The 16,145-nt window shown below is 61.5% G+C and carries 14 protein-coding genes; 8 read left to right on the plus strand and 6 right to left on the minus strand.

Going from position 1 to position 16,145, the window contains the following annotated elements; translation table 11 throughout:
• The first annotated feature begins 2 nt into the window (after window positions 1-2).
• The 3 genes from BMZ46_RS13750 to BMZ46_RS13760 are packed head-to-tail and all read left to right on the plus strand — an operon-like array spanning window position 3 to window position 3,498.
• On the plus strand, window positions 3-1,448 hold the full coding sequence (locus tag BMZ46_RS13750; RefSeq protein WP_039766562.1) for a PIG-L deacetylase family protein: 1,446 nt from the start codon (window positions 3-5) through the stop codon (window positions 1,446-1,448).
• Window positions 1,445-2,599, plus strand: coding sequence for a glycosyltransferase family 4 protein (locus tag BMZ46_RS13755; RefSeq protein ID WP_039766564.1), 1,155 nt, complete (start codon window positions 1,445-1,447; stop codon window positions 2,597-2,599). Before BMZ46_RS13750 ends, BMZ46_RS13755 begins: the two co-directional genes overlap by 4 nt.
• A gap of 14 nt (window positions 2,600-2,613) precedes the next feature.
• Entirely contained in the window at window positions 2,614-3,498 is an 885-nt protein-coding gene (locus BMZ46_RS13760; RefSeq protein ID WP_039766775.1) for a glycosyltransferase, read from the plus strand.
• A gap of 18 nt (window positions 3,499-3,516) precedes the next feature.
• Here BMZ46_RS13760 and BMZ46_RS13765 read toward each other — a convergent pair whose 3' ends face one another.
• Together BMZ46_RS13765 and BMZ46_RS13770 are read right to left on the minus strand one after the other, a co-directional pair.
• Window positions 3,517-4,734 carry an acyltransferase family protein gene (locus tag BMZ46_RS13765; RefSeq protein WP_074689611.1) on the minus strand — a complete coding sequence of 406 codons (1,218 nt, stop codon included), beginning with the start codon at window positions 4,732-4,734 and terminating at the stop codon, window positions 3,517-3,519.
• Complete coding sequence (locus BMZ46_RS13770; RefSeq protein WP_074689612.1) at window positions 4,734-6,596, minus strand: bifunctional O-antigen ligase/aminoglycoside phosphotransferase family protein; 1,863 nt, start codon at window positions 6,594-6,596, stop codon at window positions 4,734-4,736. The genes BMZ46_RS13765 and BMZ46_RS13770 overlap by 1 nt, the downstream gene beginning before the upstream one ends.
• 154 nt (window positions 6,597-6,750) lie before the next feature.
• Here BMZ46_RS13770 and msbA point away from each other — a divergent pair, with 154 nt between their 5' ends.
• The 4 genes from msbA to hldE all read left to right on the plus strand — a co-directional run bounded on the left by msbA (window position 6,751) and on the right by hldE (window position 11,622).
• Entirely contained in the window at window positions 6,751-8,553 is a 1,803-nt protein-coding gene (gene msbA, locus BMZ46_RS13775) for a lipid A export permease/ATP-binding protein MsbA (protein WP_039766570.1), read from the plus strand.
• A gap of 233 nt (window positions 8,554-8,786) precedes the next feature.
• Complete coding sequence (locus BMZ46_RS13780) at window positions 8,787-9,491, plus strand: sulfotransferase family 2 domain-containing protein (RefSeq protein WP_074689613.1); 705 nt, start codon at window positions 8,787-8,789, stop codon at window positions 9,489-9,491.
• The gene (gene cysC / locus BMZ46_RS13785; RefSeq protein WP_074689614.1) at window positions 9,484-10,095 is read left to right on the plus strand and encodes an adenylyl-sulfate kinase; all 612 of its coding nucleotides are present in this window, start codon (window positions 9,484-9,486) and stop codon (window positions 10,093-10,095) included. Before BMZ46_RS13780 ends, cysC begins: the two co-directional genes overlap by 8 nt.
• A gap of 102 nt (window positions 10,096-10,197) precedes the next feature.
• The gene (hldE, locus tag BMZ46_RS13790; RefSeq protein ID WP_074689615.1) at window positions 10,198-11,622 is read left to right on the plus strand and encodes a bifunctional D-glycero-beta-D-manno-heptose-7-phosphate kinase/D-glycero-beta-D-manno-heptose 1-phosphate adenylyltransferase HldE; all 1,425 of its coding nucleotides are present in this window, start codon (window positions 10,198-10,200) and stop codon (window positions 11,620-11,622) included.
• Between the two features lie 66 nt (window positions 11,623-11,688).
• Here hldE and BMZ46_RS13795 read toward each other — a convergent pair whose 3' ends face one another.
• From BMZ46_RS13795 to BMZ46_RS13810, 4 genes are all read right to left on the minus strand, one after another.
• The gene (locus tag BMZ46_RS13795; RefSeq protein WP_074689616.1) at window positions 11,689-12,657 is read right to left on the minus strand and encodes a metal ABC transporter ATPase; all 969 of its coding nucleotides are present in this window, start codon (window positions 12,655-12,657) and stop codon (window positions 11,689-11,691) included.
• 31 nt (window positions 12,658-12,688) lie between these two features.
• Complete coding sequence (locus tag BMZ46_RS13800) at window positions 12,689-13,501, minus strand: aldo/keto reductase (RefSeq protein WP_074689617.1); 813 nt, start codon at window positions 13,499-13,501, stop codon at window positions 12,689-12,691.
• Entirely contained in the window at window positions 13,498-14,673 is a 1,176-nt protein-coding gene (locus BMZ46_RS13805) for an NAD(P)/FAD-dependent oxidoreductase (RefSeq protein ID WP_074689618.1), read from the minus strand. The genes BMZ46_RS13800 and BMZ46_RS13805 overlap by 4 nt, the downstream gene beginning before the upstream one ends.
• Window positions 14,674-14,800: 127 nt before the next feature.
• On the minus strand, window positions 14,801-15,133 hold the full coding sequence (locus BMZ46_RS13810) for a DMT family transporter (protein ID WP_007952237.1): 333 nt from the start codon (window positions 15,131-15,133) through the stop codon (window positions 14,801-14,803).
• 103 nt (window positions 15,134-15,236) lie between these two features.
• On the opposite strand from BMZ46_RS13810, the gene BMZ46_RS13815 reads away from it, so the two are divergent.
• A complete protein-coding gene (locus tag BMZ46_RS13815) occupies window positions 15,237-16,139 on the plus strand; it encodes a LysR family transcriptional regulator (protein ID WP_039766582.1) in 903 nt (300 codons plus the stop codon).
• Window positions 16,140-16,145 lie beyond the last annotated feature (6 nt).

Genomic DNA, 16,145 nt, shown 5'->3' on the forward strand with positions numbered 1-16,145 from the left:
CCATGAGCCGCAAACAGCAATTGCTCAAGCGTCACCGGCGCAATAAACGCATCGGCCTGTTGATCGCATTGATCGTGTTGATCATCCTCGGCGTGCTGGTGGCCTGGTGGTTGCCGCTGGTGTTGGCGGTGATTGGCTGGATCGCTCACGAAGCGTGGTTCGCCGATCACCTGTTCTATTCGCCGAAAGACGATTACCAATACAGCTTTCCGCCGTTCACTCCGCAGCCAAAAGTGCATTTGAACGGTGAGCAATTGCGCCTCGACGAGGGCGTGATGCTGGTGGACGACGCCACGCTGATCCTCGCCGTGAAGGTCAAAAGCAGCTTCCTGGGACGCTTCTTCGACCCTCGGGTCGAGCTGGCCGGTGGCACAAATCCCGATGTGCAGACGTTCGAGCGCGGCGTCAACGGTCTGCGTTATCTGAACCTCAGTGGACAGGCGCAGGCGCTGTCGCAAGGCCAGTTGCGTCTGCGCGGGCGCTTTTGCCGGGTCTCCGGCGAGCCGGTGCTGTGGGCGCTGGAGCAACCGGACTACCGTCAGCAGCGGGTGATGGTCATCGCCCCTCACGCCGACGATGCCGAACTGGCCGCCTACGGACTGTACAGCCAGGCCAAAGAAGCCTGGATCGTGACCCTGACCGCCGGCGAGATCGAAGCCGAACACTATCAACAGATGGGACTGAACAAGGTCGACGCGGCGCGGCTCAAGGGCCGCTTGCGTGCCTGGGACAGTCTTGCCGTACCGCGCTGGGCCGGGGTGCCGCAGGAGCATTGCGTGCAACTCGGGTATTTTTGCCTGCAATTGGCGGCGATGCAGGCTGCGCCGAATCAACCCGTTGGCTCGCGGGAAGCCGATCTGAGCGACACACGCCTGTTCCGTCAGCTGAATCCGTTTGCCTTGCCCGGCGATGCCGACGGCGCGCCGACCTGGAACAATCTGCTGGCCGACCTGCGTGATGTGCTGTTGCGTGCGCGCCCGGATGTGATCGTGCTGCCGCACCCAACGCTCGATCCGCATCCCGACCATATCTGCGCCCAAGAGGCGGTGCTGGAAGCCTTGCGCGGTCTCGATTACCAACCGACGCTGCTCGGTTACGCCAACCACTTGCACGACAACGACCGTTGGCCGATGGGCGACAGCGGGCAGGGCATTGCCCTGCCGCCGACGTTCGATGCGACCCTCGCGATGCAGCCGCTGTGCCTGCCGCTGTCGATCGAACTGCAGCGGGACAAGGCCATGGCGCTGGGCATGATGCATGACCTGCAGCCACCGGCGCCGTTCAAGCGTCGCCTGCGCCGGCTGTTTCAGCGACTGCTGGCTGGTCGGCGTCCATCGGTCTACGGCGAGAACGAATTTTTCCGCAAAGCGGTCAGACGCCAGGAGTTGTTCTGGGTACTGAAGCAGAGCGAAACAGGCGCGACGGGATCGCACCGGGGAGAGGTATGAGTCAACGCGCAAAGGTGCTGCAGCTGCAGCCCGATTACAACGTCAAATCCCATGATTTCGCCGACCTTGCCGAGCAAATCGTCAAGGCGCTGCCGACCGATCGTTACGAAGTGACCGCCGCCTTCCTGCGCGGTAAACCCGGACCGGGCGAGGCGGTCAGCCGTGCCGACCGTTCGGTGTATTTCGAGTTTTCCGACAAGTCCCTCAAAGGCATGCGCCTGCGGGCGATGTGGCAGCTGTACAAGTTCTGCCGCCGGGAAAAGTTCGACGTGGTGATCTGCAACCGCTTCAAACCGGTGAACATGATGCTGACGCTCAACCGCTGGTTGAAGGTGCCGTTGTGCATCGGTATTTCCCACGGCTTCGGCGAGTACGACCGCTTCTACCGTCGTCGCCAGACTCAGCGCCTGATCGACCGCCACTGGCGTTTCGTCGGCGTTTCGCCGGCGGTCAAACAGTACCTGCTGGACTGCGATTGCGGTTTCACTGATCAGAACACCTACGCGATCACCAATGCCATCGACATCGAGCAGGCCGAGGGTTTGCAGCACAGCCGCGAACGTGCGCGCGAATTGCTGGGGATCGATCCGAAGGTGCGCCTGATCGGTGCGCTGGGGCGGCTGGTGTCGGTCAAGGGCCACACTTACCTGTTGCAGGCCTTCGCCCAACTCAAAGACAAATACCCGAACACCCAACTGGCAATCATCGGTGCCGGACGCCTGCAGGCGCCGCTGGCCGCCGAGATCGAACAGTTGGGACTGAGCGGCCGGGCGCACCTGCTGGGCTTCAAGGAAAACGCCCTGCAATACGTGCGCGCGTTCGATATCTGGACCATGCCGTCGCTGGCCGAAGGTCTGGGCCTGGCCTTGCTGGAAGGCATGAGCGGGCATCTGCCGGTGATCGCCTCGAACGTGCCGGCCATGCTGCCGCTGATCGAGGGTGCCGGTGGCCTGTCTATCACCCCCAAGGACGTACCGAGCCTGGTGGCGGCGCTGGACACCTACCTCGCGCTGTCGGATGACGAGCTCAAGGCCAAGGGCGAGCAGGCCTACCGCTATTTGCAGGAACAGCACGACATCGAGGTCTTCCGCCAGGAATACCTGAACCTGATCGACTCCGGCCTGGAGCAGGCCCGCAAGGAACAGCCATGAGCGATACAAGTGCCCTGAGCGGTGCCCAGCCCCTCGTCACCGTCATCATCGCGTCCTACAACCACGGGCCGTACATCGAGGAAAGCATCCTCAGTGTCATCAATCAGACCTACCGGAACATCGAGCTGCTGGTGGTCGACGACGGTTCCAAGGACGACAGCGTCGAGCGCATCAAGGCCCTGCAGGAAAAGCACGGCTTCGATTTTCGTGTGCAGCAGAACCAGGGCCTGACCAATACGCTCAACGGCGCCATCGCGCGGGCCAAAGGCAGCCTGATCGTACCGTTCGGCTCCGACGACATCATGTACCCGGACCGGATCGCCACCCAGGTCGCCTATATGGACGGCAAGCCGGAAGTGGGCATCTGCGCCGGCAACATCGAGCTGATGGACGCCGACGGCAATCTCTATCCGGAAAAGCGTCAGCGCCGGGACGTGCCGTTCCGGCGCCTGGATTTTGATGACATGTTCCTGGAGCGCAAGCCGTATCCGCCGGCGCCGACCCTGATGATCCGGCGTGAGGCGCTGGACAAGGTGGGCGGGTTCGACCCGACGATTCGTCTTGAAGATCTGTACATCGAGCTGAAAGTGACCCGCGCCGGGTACTTCATCGATGGCCTGAACGTGGTGATGGCGCGCTATCGCAAGCACGCCACCAATTCCTACAAGAACCACCGTTTCATGATCGAAAACATTCTGCGCACCTATGCGCTGTTCAGCGATCATCCGCTGTACGACGAAGTGCGCTACAAGTCGCTCAACTCGATGTTCCTGAAAACCGCCAACCGCGATCGCAAACTGGCGCGGGAGCTGCTGGCGCAGATTCCTTTCAAGGCCTGGAACAAGAAGACCTGGCGCGGTTTGGGCCGGTTGCTGTTCTCGCCGCTGGAAAAGGACTGAGGTCGTTGTCGCTCGCGGTCAGCGAGCGACTTTTTCCGACAGTTTCTTGCTGCCTTTCTGACGCTGGCGAATCCATTGCACCACGTTCCTGCCCGCATTCATGCCGGGTTGCTCGATGTAAAGGAATGTCGCGCTGCTGATCAGAATCAACAGGCACGTGCAGGCAGCCATCAACGGCAGGTAAACCCAGGTCTCACGGGCATCGAGGTCCAGCGCCAGCGGCAGGCGCTGAACCATCAGCCAGAGCACGAAACCATGGAGCAGGTAAGTGCTGTAGCTGATCTCCCCCAGCCAGCGGATGCTGCGCGGTTTCAAGGCGCCGAACAGGGTGTTGCCCGAAGCCACGATCACAAAAAACAGCGACAGCAGAAACAGCGGAGCGGTTTTGAACGCCCGGTTGAACACGGTGAACGCCAATGCCAGCGCCACCAGGGCAATTACGCTGGCCAGCGTCGTGCGGCTCCAGGCCACCAGCTGCGGGCGCCGGACCCAATAGGCGGCGGCAATTCCGCCGAGAAAACTGGCCAGGAAATGCTTCTTGAGCGAATGCTCCCAGCCGACCAACTGGTACAGCGCGTAAATCCCGATCAGGCACAGCACTACTTGCAGCCAGTTGCCGCGATAGACGAATACCAGGGCCGCCAGTGGCAGCGCCAGATAGAAAAACACTTCATAGGCCAGCGTCCAGGTGACGTTGGAGATCAGCATGCCGGTTTGCGGGTACTGGTTGACGTCGGGGCGATCGAACGTCAGCCACAGCAGGCCCTGTTTGAACAGCTGTGGCACCGGCTCCTTCAGTTGCCAGTTCTGCAGGTAGAACACGGTGACGAACACCGCCAGCATCAATGGCAGATACAGCGGATACAACCGGAACACTCGCGAAATACCGAAGGCCAGCCAGTCGTGCTGACGGCCCTGGGCCAACAGACGACTCCAGAACAGAAAACCGGTAATCATGAAGAACAGGGCCACGCTGCCCTGGCCCAGCATCGAGTAGAAATTGCTCGGCGGAAACTCGAACACGCCCGTGCGCAGAAAGATCCAGGTAATGATCGAGTGATGCACGAATACACCGAATGCCAGATAGCCGCGCAGGCCATCGATGCTGGCATAGCGGCTTTCACCCGAATGCTGCAGATGGCGTGCGATTTTCGGCACGGCCCGCAGCAGCAACGCGGCGGTGACGGTGGCCAGCAGATAGGCGGCCGGCGCAATGAACGGACTGGTCTGAATCATCAATGAACCCGAGCCGGCGTGTTGCCGGCCAGCACTTGCCTGTGCAGATTGTCTACGGCGGATTTCGACGCCGTTACGGCGTACCCCTGGAGCAGCGCTTCGAGGTGATCCTCGAACAGCCAGCGTTTGTCGACGGTGTAGCGTTGCATGTGGCGCAGATTACGCTGGCGCAGTGACAGGCTGAGGGGTGAAGGGTAGATCCGCAGGTCGGCCAGATCGATCAGCCCGAACTCGCCATCCTCCAGCACCAGCACATTGCCCAGATGCAGCGAGCGGAAATACACACCCTGCTCATGCAGGCCGGCCATGAATTTGCCAAAACGCTCCACCAGCGCCTGTCGCACGGCCGGCGCGGTGATTCCCTGCAAGACCTGGCGCAGGGTATGGCCTGGCAGCGGCGTGTAATGTACGGCACTGCTGCCGTCGTCGAGGCGATACAGGTCCAGCACCTGGGGCGTGGGAATGCCCATCCGGCGCAACTGCTCGCTGTTGACGGCAAACCGCTCGGAATACGGATTGAAACTGCCCGAGGTATACCAGCGGCGGCGGCGAAACAGCTTGAGAAAGCTGCCATCGGACAGGCGCAGCACCTTCGGCCCCAGACCGTCCTCTTCAATCACCTGAGCGTCAGTACTCAGCTGTTGCAGCGCGGATGCCGAAAGCTTCCGGACCGGCATTGTCAAAAGGCGTCGGGCACGCTGATTGATGCTCAGGGCTGCAATCAGTGCCAGCGGAATCCACAGCAGGAACCAGTGCTCCTTGGGTCTCGAGATGATCCCGCCACCCTCGGTCAGTCCGGCACCGATGCCGAAGACCAGCCAGGTCGAGGCGATGATCAGCAGCGGCTGCACGCGCTGGCGCCAACTGCTCAGCAACCCCCAGGCCTGAAAAAACAGCCAGGGCAGCATGCCGAAGATGCCGACGTAATAAAGCACGCCCAGCGCAAAGCTGTGGGGTTCCTGGAAGTTGTAACCGACACCCGGGTCAATCGAAAGTGCTGCGTTGTAGCCGTGGCCGATCCATGGGTGTTCGGCGATTTTTTCCAGGGCTTGCTGCCAGATTTCGAAACGGTAGGAGTCACCGCGTTCGATGATCATCTTCGAGAACAGCATCAACACGGTTGCGCCAGCGACCGCCAATGTCCCCAGCAGCACCAGTGAGCGTCGGTTCCAGCAAATCAGGCTCAGCCACAATGCTGCCATGGTCAGCGCCACCAGCGGGGTGCGCGAGCCGGTCCCGATCACGGCCATGAACATGATCAGCATCGCGGGGATGCTGAGCCAGTACAGCCGGCGATTCTTGCAGGTCATGCTCAGGCTGAGCCAGTAGGCGCAGAAAAATCCGAACAGATGGGAGCTGAGCAACGGGTTGTCAAACGCGCCGCCGCCGATCAGGCGCTCGCCGGGTGCAGAGTGGAGCACGAATGGAATCAGGAAAATGATCGTTGCGACCAGGGCCACCAGCGCGGCGCCGAACAGTAATGGCGAAAGAATGTCGCTGCGGTAACGAACCAGCAGGAAACACCCGGCGAACAGCATCAGGGTATGCAGCGGGGGTTTGAACATGCCGCCTATCGGCTCCCCCTGCGGCCCCCAGCAAAGGCTCAGCAGTGCCCAGGCGGCAAACAGCAGCAACGCAATGAATACTGGCTCACGCAGCATTTCCTTGAGTTCCCTGGGGCGCAGGCACAGTGCAATCAGCGTCGGAATGCTGAACAAACCGTAAAACAGCTTGTGATGAATACTGCGACCCGGCAGGAAAAACAGCGCGCACAAGAGCAGGAAGTAGCCGACGGGAAGTATCCACAGGCTGATGAAATCGAAAATTCGATTGGACGTACTGCTGAAGCCGCGAAGTTGCATGCTGAGAGATTCAATCCTGAAGTTGATCGGCCATTTCGATGATGGCTATTTGACGCTGAAAAAGACGCATAACAATAACAGCCTTTGGCCGATTGCCAGAACCCTGAAGAAGCTGTGCTAAAGTCAGCGTCCTTTTTATCGACTTTCGCGTGATATGACCGACTCCAGTCCCGCCGCAAGCCCTTCGAGCTTGAAAATCTACTTCCGCCTGCTCGGCTATGTCCGGCCGTACATCAGTCTGTTCCTGATCAGCATCGTCGGTTTTCTGATTTTTGCCTCGACCCAGCCGATGCTCGGCTACATCCTCAAGTACTTTGTCGACGGTCTGTCCAATCCCGAGGCAGTACTGTTTCCCACCGTGCCTTACCTGCGCGACCTGCAACTGCTGCAGGCCGTACCGCTGCTGATCATCCTGATCGCCGCCTGGCAGGGGCTGGGATCTTATCTGGGCAACTATTTCCTGGCCAAGGTTTCCCTGGGCCTGGTGCATGACCTGCGGGTACAGCTCTTCAACAACCTGCTGGTCCTGCCCAACCGTTATTTCGACAAGCATAACTCCGGTCACCTGATTTCGCGCATCACCTTCAACGTGACAATGGTCACGGGGGCGGCAACAGATGCGATCAAGGTCGTAATCCGTGAAGGCATGACGGTGATCTTCCTGTTCGCCTCCCTGCTGTTCATGAACTGGAAGCTGACGCTGGTGATGGTTGCGATCCTGCCGCTGATCGCCGTGATGGTGCGCACCGCCAGCAAGAAATTCCGCAAGCAGAGCAAGAAAATCCAGCTGGCCATGGGCGACGTGACCCACGTGGCGTCGGAAACCATCCAGGGCTATCGCGTGGTACGCAGCTTTGGCGGCGAAGCCTACGAGGAAAAGCGCTTCCTCGATGCCAGCCAGGGCAATACCGACAAGCAGCTGCGCATGACCCGCACCGGGGCTATCTACACGCCGCTGCTGCAACTGGTGATCTACAGCGCTATGGCGATCCTGATGTTCCTCGTGCTGTACCTTCGCGGCGACGCCTCGGCCGGTGACATGGTCGCCTACATCACGCTCGCGGGCCTGCTGCCCAAACCGATCCGTCAGTTGTCCGAAGTCAGTTCGACCATCCAGAAAGGCGTGGCCGGGGCCGAAAGCATTTTCGAGCAACTGGACGTCGAGCCGGAAGTCGATACCGGCACGGTCGAGCGCGACTCGGTCAGCGGTCGCCTCGATGTACGCAACCTGAGCTTCACCTATCCGGGCACCGAGCGTCAGGTGCTCGATGACATCAGTTTCTCGGTCGAGCCGGGGCAGATGGTGGCGCTGGTGGGGCGTTCGGGCAGCGGCAAGTCGACCCTGGCCAACCTGATCCCGCGCTTCTATCACCACGACAAGGGCGAGATCCTGATCGACGGTGTGGAAGTCGAGCAATACAAACTGCTCAATCTGCGTCGCCACATTGCCCAGGTGACTCAGCACGTCACGCTGTTCAGCGACACCGTGGCCAACAATATCGCCTATGGCGATCTGGCAGGGGCACCGCGCGAAGACATCGAAAAAGCAGCGCGTGATGCCTACGCGATGGACTTCATTTCGCAACTGCCCGAAGGCCTGGACACTCAGGTCGGCGAGAACGGCGTGCTGCTTTCCGGCGGCCAGCGCCAGCGTCTGGCGATTGCCCGGGCCTTGCTCAAGAACGCGCCGCTGCTGATTCTCGACGAGGCCACCTCGGCCCTCGACACCGAATCCGAGCGACACATTCAAGCTGCCCTGGATCAAGTGATGAAGGGCCGTACCACGCTGGTGATCGCTCACCGTCTGTCGACCATCGAGAAAGCCGACCTGATTCTGGTCATGGATCAGGGCCGGATCGTCGAGCGCGGCACTCACGACGACCTGCTGGCACAGAACGGCTATTACGCGCGTCTCAACGCCATGGGCCTTGACGCCCCGGCCGAAGACATCGCCTGATCCCCCGGAAAACCTTGTGGGAGCGAGCCTGCTCGCGACAGCGGTGCAACAGTCAACATCAATGTTGAAGGTGCATGCGTCATCGCGAGCAGGCTCGCTCCCACATTCATTTGTATCCAGTCCTTTACCCTTCTTGACCAAACCGGCATAAAACCGGCCGTCGCGCTTGTTAAGGTTCCTGAACGAACTCTGACTTCAATCGAAGGGGCCATCCTCTTCGCGCGGGTGCTGGCATGCTGCAACGTTATCTGTGGAAATTGCTGCCCAAGCCGCAGCGGGCCTTTCTGCTGGGGCGCCTGTCGGTGGTCGACCGGCAAGTGGTGAACAAGTCGATGTCGGCCAGTCTGGCGTTTCCCGCTGCCTTCGAGCAGCGCGACTGTCTGTTTATCCACGTGCCCAAATGCGCCGGCAGCAGCTTGTGTGCGGCGATGTTCGACGGCTGGCGTCCGGGACACTTGCCGTTGTACTGGTACGAAGAGCAATTTCCCGAGCAATATGCCGCCGCCTACAAGTTCGCCTTTGTGCGCGACCCGCTGGAGCGCGCCTATTCGGCTTACGCCTTTTTGCATGGCAACACCTTGAGCGGGCGCGATCACGCCGCTCAGCAAATGGTTCGCCAGTATCGGGATTTTGATGACTTTGTCGCACGCTGGCTGCACCCGGAGACGATCTCGCGGCAACTGCACTTTGCTGCGCAAACCGACTTTCTCACCGATTCACTGGGGCATCTGGCCCTGGACTTCATCGGTTACCAGGAGCATCTCGAGCAGGATTTCAAACAGGTCTGCGAGCGCTTGGGGATGGTGTGTCAGTTGCCGCACGTCAACAGCTCCCGGCAGCGCCAACCGCTGAAGGCGCGGGAGTTCTGCACGGCGCGAACCCGTCGGCTGGTGCGTCGGGCCTATCAGCGTGACTACGAGTTGCTCGGTTATGAATGAGGCTCTGCGCAGTCTGGCGACACTGCCTGTCATCAGCCCCTATAGCCTTGCGCTGTCTCGCCAGGCGCGAGCCGCGCTCAAGGGGCAGCGGCCGCGTTGCCTGTGGCTGACCGGACTGTCCGGCGCCGGCAAGTCAACCCTGGCCAATTCGCTGGACCTGCACTTGCATCAGTTCGGGCTGCACACATTTCTGCTCGATGGCGACAACGTACGCAACGGATTGTGTCGTGATCTGGGCATGGACGATGCCGGCCGCCGGGAAAACACCCGGCGCATGGCGGAAGTCGCCCGGCTGATGGTCGATGCCGGCCTGATTGTCATCGTCGCAGCGATCTCGCCATTTCGTGCCGAGCGAGACGCTGCGCGGCAACTGTTTGCCAAGGGCGACTTCATCGAAGTGCATGTGAGCACTTCGCTCAAAGAGTGTGAGCGTCGTGATCCTAAAGGCTTGTATCAGGCCGTACGTCAGGGCCGTATCCAGCATTTCACTGGTATCGACAGCCCTTACGAGGCGCCGTTGGCGGCGGAGTGCCGGATCGACACGCAAGCCCTCGAGTTGAGCGAAGCCTGCGAGCGGTTGGCAACTTTTCTGCTTAAAAAATGAGCAAAAAAGCCAGCTGTTTCATCCTGTTGCAGCCACCGCACAAGCCTTCGCCAACCCTGTGTTAATATCGCGCCCCTGTTCATTTTGTATGTGGGTTGCTCCATGAAGTTGTCCATGCCGCGATTCGATCAAGCCCCTGTCTTGGTGGTCGGCGATGTCATGCTCGACCGTTACTGGCATGGTGGTACCTCACGGATTTCCCCTGAGGCGCCGGTTCCTGTCGTTAAAGTCGAGCAAATCGAAGACCGTCCGGGCGGTGCCGCCAACGTTGCCTTGAACATTGCCGCGCTGGGTGCGCCGGCGTCGCTGGTCGGTGTGACCGGTGACGACGAAGCCGCCGACAGCCTGAGCAACAGCCTCAAGGGTGCGGGCGTGCGAGCCTTGTTTCAACGCATCGCGCACCAGCCGACCATCGTCAAGCTGCGGGTCATGAGCCGGCACCAGCAATTGCTGCGTATCGACTTCGAAGAACCGTTCGCCACCGACGCCCTGGCCCTCGGCGTGCAGGTCGATGATCTGCTCGAAGGCATCAAGGTGCTGGTGCTGTCCGACTACGGCAAAGGTGCCCTGAAAAACCATCAGGCGCTGATCCGGGCCGCTCGTGCCAAAGGCATTCCGGTGCTGGCCGACCCGAAGGGCAAGGATTTCTCGATCTACCGTGGCGCGAGCCTGATCACCCCGAACCTCAGCGAATTCGAAGCCATCGTCGGCGGTTGCGCCGATGAGCACGAGCTGGTGGCCAAGGGCGCGACGCTGATGCATGACCTGGATCTCGGCGCGCTGCTGGTGACCCGTGGCGAACACGGCATGACCCTGCTGCGTCCGGATCATCCGGCCCTGCATCTGCCTGCGCGGGCCCGTGAAGTGTTCGACGTGACCGGTGCTGGCGATACGGTGATTTCTACCTTGGCAGCCGCGATTGCCGCTGGCGAAGAATTGCCGCACGCGGTAGCGCTGGCCAACCTGGCAGCGGGCATCGTGGTCGGCAAGCTGGGTACGGCGGCGATCAGCGCCCCGGAACTGCGTCGCGCCATTCAGCGTGAAGAAGGTTCCGAGCGTGGCGTGCTGGGTCTGGAGCAACTGCTGCTGGCAGTTGCCGATGCCCGGGCGCACAACGAGCGGATCGTGTTCACCAATGGCTGCTTCGACATCCTGCATGCCGGCCACGTGACCTACCTCGAGCAGGCGCGAGCGCAGGGCGATCGGCTGATCGTCGCGATCAACGACGATGCTTCGGTCAGCCGCCTGAAAGGGCCGGGCCGGCCGATCAACAGCGTAGACCGGCGCATGGCGGTTCTCGCCGGTCTCGGCGCGGTGGACTGGGTCATCAGCTTCGCTGAAGGCACCCCGGAAAACCTGCTGCGCGAGGTCAAGCCGGACGTGCTGGTGAAGGGTGGCGATTACGGCATCGATCAAGTGGTCGGCGCCGATATCGTCAAAGCCTATGGCGGCACCGTTAAAGTGCTGGGGCTGGTGGAAAACAGCTCGACCACGGCGATTGTGGAAAAAATCCGCAAGTCCGAGTGATGCAAACATAAAGACCGCGCCTGCGAGGACTCTCCGGAGTTACTCGCAGGCGCGGTCTTTTGCCGTTCAGGAATTCACTTTCTTGCGCGGCACGATCTTCTTCAGCAATTGCCTGGCCTTGCCGCGCAAGCGCGCCAGCCCCGTGTCCTTGGGTGGCGGCGTCAAACCCTGCTGGCGCAGCCAGTCTTTCCAGCGAATCCGCTCATCGCGCACCAGCCAGCCGTCCTGCCGGGCGAAACTTTCCGCCAGATAAAGACCGCGAGTGCCCGCCGGGTACAACTGACCTTTCTTCAGCGTATACAACTCAGGCAGCGGTTCGCCGTCCTGCAACGGCATCAAGTACAGATCGGGGCGCTTGCGGTCGAGCCGGGCGACCAGTTGATCGCCTTCCAGCCGTTCATCGACATGGAACAGGCTGAGGTTCTTGGCTTCCTTGGGCACGTCCAGTCGCAAGTCGTAGATCAATTGCAGGGACGCGGTCGGCAAGTGCACGTAAGCCCTCGGCCGTTCGAGCAGTTGCAGATTGGCGCAGCGCACCGGCCGCGCCGAGCCGGACAGCGGCGTCAGGCGAAAGGGCAGGGCCTCGCGATAATGCAGCGCCGATGAGTACGGCGCCGGCAGCCAGGTGTCGTTGAAACGCCCGCCGAGCCAGCCTTCCGGTGTTTCCAGCAGGCATTCTTCGGCAATCTCCTGGATGGCCGTGTGCAGCGGGATATTCAGTTCATGCGCCGGTACGTAGCCGGAGATCAGTTTGAGCACCACATCACCGCGATCCTGCCGCCGCTGGCGTACCAGCACCCAATAATCGCGATTCTGCCAGTGCAGGGTCAGGCGCACCGAGACGCCGAGGTTGGCCAGCTCCAGCGCAAAGCGCTCGGCATCGGCCACGCTGACCGGCTTGCGCCGCTGCAGGGTCTGGGCGAAATTCAACGGCATGCCCACGCTCTGGTAGGTCAGGCCTTCCGGCGTGGCTTCGACGAACAGCGGCAGCGTCTTGAAGTTGCTCGGGTTCTTTCTGATGAGCGTACGCGGCATGTCGGCTCCTGCTTAAGGCCGCGAGGCGGCGTCAGTGACCACGAAGGACCTGGGCAACGGTCGCAACGTTATGGGCGAGGTGCAGCGGATTGATTGTCCCGACGATGGCACTGGCCACGCCGGGCTGGGCGAACAGCAATTCGAAGCTGGCGCGCACCGGATCCACGCCGGGACTCAGGCACACATGACCGCTGGCCAGGGCCTTCTTCACCAGAATGGCTTTACCGTGGGCAGCAGCATAGTCAATGACCGCCTTCTCGTTTTGTTCGTTCAGATTGTAGGTGACCATCGCGCAGTCGCCTTGCTCCAGTGCTTTGAGGCCACCGTCGACGGTTTTGCCGGAGAAGCCGAAGCCGCGAATCTTGCCCTCGGCCTTCAGTGCCGCGAGGGTTGCGTAGACTTCGCTGTCGTTGAGAATCGCCAGATCGTTGCCGTCGGAGTGCACCAGCACCAGGTCGATAAAATCGGTTTCAAGACGTTGCAGGCTGCGCTCCACCGACATCCGCGTGTGAGCGGCGCTGAAATCGTGGGTCGATTGGCCGTCGACAAATTCTTCGCCGACCTTGCTGACGATCACCCAGTCCTGACGCTCGCCGCGCAGCAGCGGGCCGAGGCGTTCTTCGCTGCGGCCATAGGCTGGCGCAGTATCGATCAGGTTGATACCCAGCTGGCGCGCCTGCTTGAGCAACATACGCGCGGCGTCGTCGTCGGGGATCTGGAAGCCGTTGGGATATTTCACGCCCTGGTCGCGGCCAAGTTTGACGGTGCCCAGGCCCAGCGGCGAGACCAGCAGCCCGGTGCTGCCCAGCGGGCGATGCAAATCGTGCAGGGTCGGCAGGCTCATGGCAGCAGTTGCTCCCAGGCGGGAACGCCCATCGGTGGTTTTGGCAGCTCGGGCAACGGAGCTGCGTGGCTTGGCTGGATGCCGTCGCGTTCCAGGGAGGCAATCACCCGGTCAGCGAAGTCCGGGGCCAATGCGAGCTTGGTTGGCCAGCCGACCAGCAGGCGACCTTCTTCGGCGAGGAACGCGTTGTCCGGGCGGGTAAGACCGGTTTGCAGCGGTTCGGCGCGATCGACGCGCAGGGTCGCCCATTGCACGGTGCTCAGGTCGATCCATGGCAACAACTGGCCAAGTTCTTTCTGGGCGGTGGCGATCTGTTCGGCCGGCTCACGGGCCACGCCTTCGGATTCGGCAATGTCGCCGCCCAGATACCAGACCCACTGACCGTCAGCGGCCGGGTGGGTGGTCACGGTGATGCGCGGCTTGGTGCCGCCACCTAGGCAGTGCGCATACAGCGGCTTCAAGCCCGGGCCCTTGGCGATGATCATGTGCAGCGGCCGGCGTTGCATGGCCGGATGAGTCAGGCCCAAAGCAGTCAGCAGGTCGGCGGTACCGGCACCGGCACTGAGGACGATGCGCTGGGCACGAATCTCGCGGCCATCGACTTTCAGACCGACCAGCACACCGCTTTCCAGTAACGGCTCGATGCCGTGGCCGGCGAGCAGACCGTCGCCCGACAAATCCGCCAGACGCTGAATCAGGCTTGGCACGTCGATCACCAGTTCGGCGAGACGGTAGACCTTGCCCTTGAAGCGTTTGTCTTGCAGGGCCGGCGGCAGTTGATCGCCCTTGACCTGATCGACCCGGCCACGCACCGCTTTGCTGGCGAAGAAACTGGTCAGATTGCCGGCCAGGGTGCCCGGCGACCAAAGGTAATGGGCTTCGGACAACAGGCGCACGCCGGTCAGGTCCAGTTCGCCGTTGCCGGCCAGGGCTTCACGCCAGCGGCGCGGCATGTCGGCGATGGCTTCCGAGGCACCGGTCAGCGCACCGTGCAGCGCGTACTTGGCGCCGCCGTGGATGATGCCCTGGGACTTCACACTCTGCCCGCCGCCGAGGCTGGCACTTTCCACCAGCACGGTCGAGAAACCCTGGCGACGCAGGCGCGCGTTCAGCCAGAGACCGGCGACACCCGCGCCGACAATCAGCACGTCGGTGGAAATTGGAGATGGCATGCAACGACCTCAAGGCTCAAATAAGCCGCAAGTTTCAAGCTTCAAGCTGCAAGCTGCAACCCGAAGGGGAAAAATCGGCTTGGCTTGGCTTGGCTTGCAGCTTGTGGCTTGAAGCCTGTCGCTGCTGTTAATGGCCGGCGGTTTTCGAGAAGAGTTGAATCACCACCACGCCGAGCACGATCAGCGCCATTCCGAGCATCGCCGGGATATCTAGCTTCTGCCCGTAGATGAACAGCGCCGCGACACTGACCATCACGATGCCCATGCCGGCCCATACCGCATAGGCCACGCCCACCGGCACGCTGCGTACCACCAGGGTCAGCATCCAGAACGCAATGGCGTAGCCGACGATGACCAGCACCAGTGGCAATGGCGTGCTGAAGCCTTTGACGGCTTTCATCGAAACGGTCGCGATCACTTCGGCACAGATGGCGATGGCCAGGTAGACGTAAGCGTTCATGTTCAAATCCTCGTGTGTAGCATTGCTTTCTGAGGCGGCATTCTAGTGACTCCCCAGATGGGGTAAAGTCATTACCTATCTGTTTAAGAGATGGGTTGGCCTGATGAGCATGCAATGGAATCTGGAGCAGTTGCGGGTGTTTGTCGGCGTTGCCGAGCAGCGCTCGTTTTCCGCCGTGGCACGTCAGCAGCGTAAGGCACAGTCGGCGATCAGCAGCGCGATTGCCATGCTCGAGGACGACCTCGGTGTCAGTCTGTTCGAGCGTAGCAGCGGCCGTCAGCCGAGTCTTACCGAAGCGGGGGAGGCGTTGCTGGAGGAGGCGCGTGAAGTGTTACGCCAGTGCGAGCGCCTGAACGGCCGGGCCGTGGCCATGATGCGCGGGCAGGAAGCGCAGCTGCGGGTGGCCCAGGATGAGGCGATGCCCTATCAGGCGCTGGTGGAAAGCTTCGCCGCCCTGGCCGAGCAGTTTCCCAGTCTGGAAGTCCAACTGACCAGCGCCGCCCAAGGTGAGGTTTCACGCAAACTGGTGGAGCGCCGGGCCGATCTCGGGCTGCTGTTCTATCACGATGAAATCCCTGAAGCGCTGGAGCGCCGGGTGCTGGGCAGTGTGGAAATGGTCACGGTCTGCGGCGTCAACCATCCCTTGGCAGCGCAGGCTTACGTCACCTGCCAGCAACTGGCGCAGCATCGGCAGTTGTTGATGTCGACCCAGACCAGCATTTATCCCGGCAACGAACCGGCCAGTCCGCAGGTATGGCGCGCTGACAGTTTCTACGTGATGGCCGAATGGCTGGTGCGTGACCTCGGCTGGGCCTGGCTGCCGCGCCACGTGGTGCAGTACTCGGCGTATCAGGGCCTGATGGTGGAACTGGACAGCGAATGGACGCCGCCGGCGCTGGTGGTGGAACTGGTCTGGCGCCGTGACGAACCCCTCGGGCCGGCGGCGCGCTGGCTGGCGGAGCGATTTGCCATACACCTGCGGGCGATCGGCGGCAAAAGCCGATAAACTCCG

The organism is Pseudomonas sp. NFIX49 (assembly GCF_900115915.1).
GTDB classification, from domain to species: domain Bacteria; phylum Pseudomonadota; class Gammaproteobacteria; order Pseudomonadales; family Pseudomonadaceae; genus Aquipseudomonas; species Aquipseudomonas pharyngis.

Coding starts and splice junctions, on each gene's coding strand:
- BMZ46_RS13750 (WP_039766562.1), top strand. CDS start 3: ATGAGCCGCAAACAGCAATTGCTCAAGCGTCACCGGCGCAATAAACGC.
- BMZ46_RS13755 (WP_039766564.1), top strand. CDS start 1,445: ATGAGTCAACGCGCAAAGGTGCTGCAGCTGCAGCCCGATTACAACGTC.
- BMZ46_RS13765 (WP_074689611.1), bottom strand. CDS start 4,734: ATGATTCAGACCAGTCCGTTCATTGCGCCGGCCGCCTATCTGCTGGCC.
- BMZ46_RS13770 (WP_074689612.1), bottom strand. CDS start 6,596: ATGCAACTTCGCGGCTTCAGCAGTACGTCCAATCGAATTTTCGATTTC.
- msbA (WP_039766570.1), top strand. CDS start 6,751: ATGACCGACTCCAGTCCCGCCGCAAGCCCTTCGAGCTTGAAAATCTAC.
- BMZ46_RS13780 (WP_074689613.1), top strand. CDS start 8,787: ATGCTGCAACGTTATCTGTGGAAATTGCTGCCCAAGCCGCAGCGGGCC.
- cysC (WP_074689614.1), top strand. CDS start 9,484: ATGAATGAGGCTCTGCGCAGTCTGGCGACACTGCCTGTCATCAGCCCC.
- hldE (WP_074689615.1), top strand. CDS start 10,198: ATGAAGTTGTCCATGCCGCGATTCGATCAAGCCCCTGTCTTGGTGGTC.
- BMZ46_RS13795 (WP_074689616.1), bottom strand. CDS start 12,657: ATGCCGCGTACGCTCATCAGAAAGAACCCGAGCAACTTCAAGACGCTG.
- BMZ46_RS13800 (WP_074689617.1), bottom strand. CDS start 13,501: ATGAGCCTGCCGACCCTGCACGATTTGCATCGCCCGCTGGGCAGCACC.
- BMZ46_RS13805 (WP_074689618.1), bottom strand. CDS start 14,673: ATGCCATCTCCAATTTCCACCGACGTGCTGATTGTCGGCGCGGGTGTC.
- BMZ46_RS13810 (WP_007952237.1), bottom strand. CDS start 15,133: ATGAACGCTTACGTCTACCTGGCCATCGCCATCTGTGCCGAAGTGATC.
- BMZ46_RS13815 (WP_039766582.1), top strand. CDS start 15,237: ATGAGCATGCAATGGAATCTGGAGCAGTTGCGGGTGTTTGTCGGCGTT.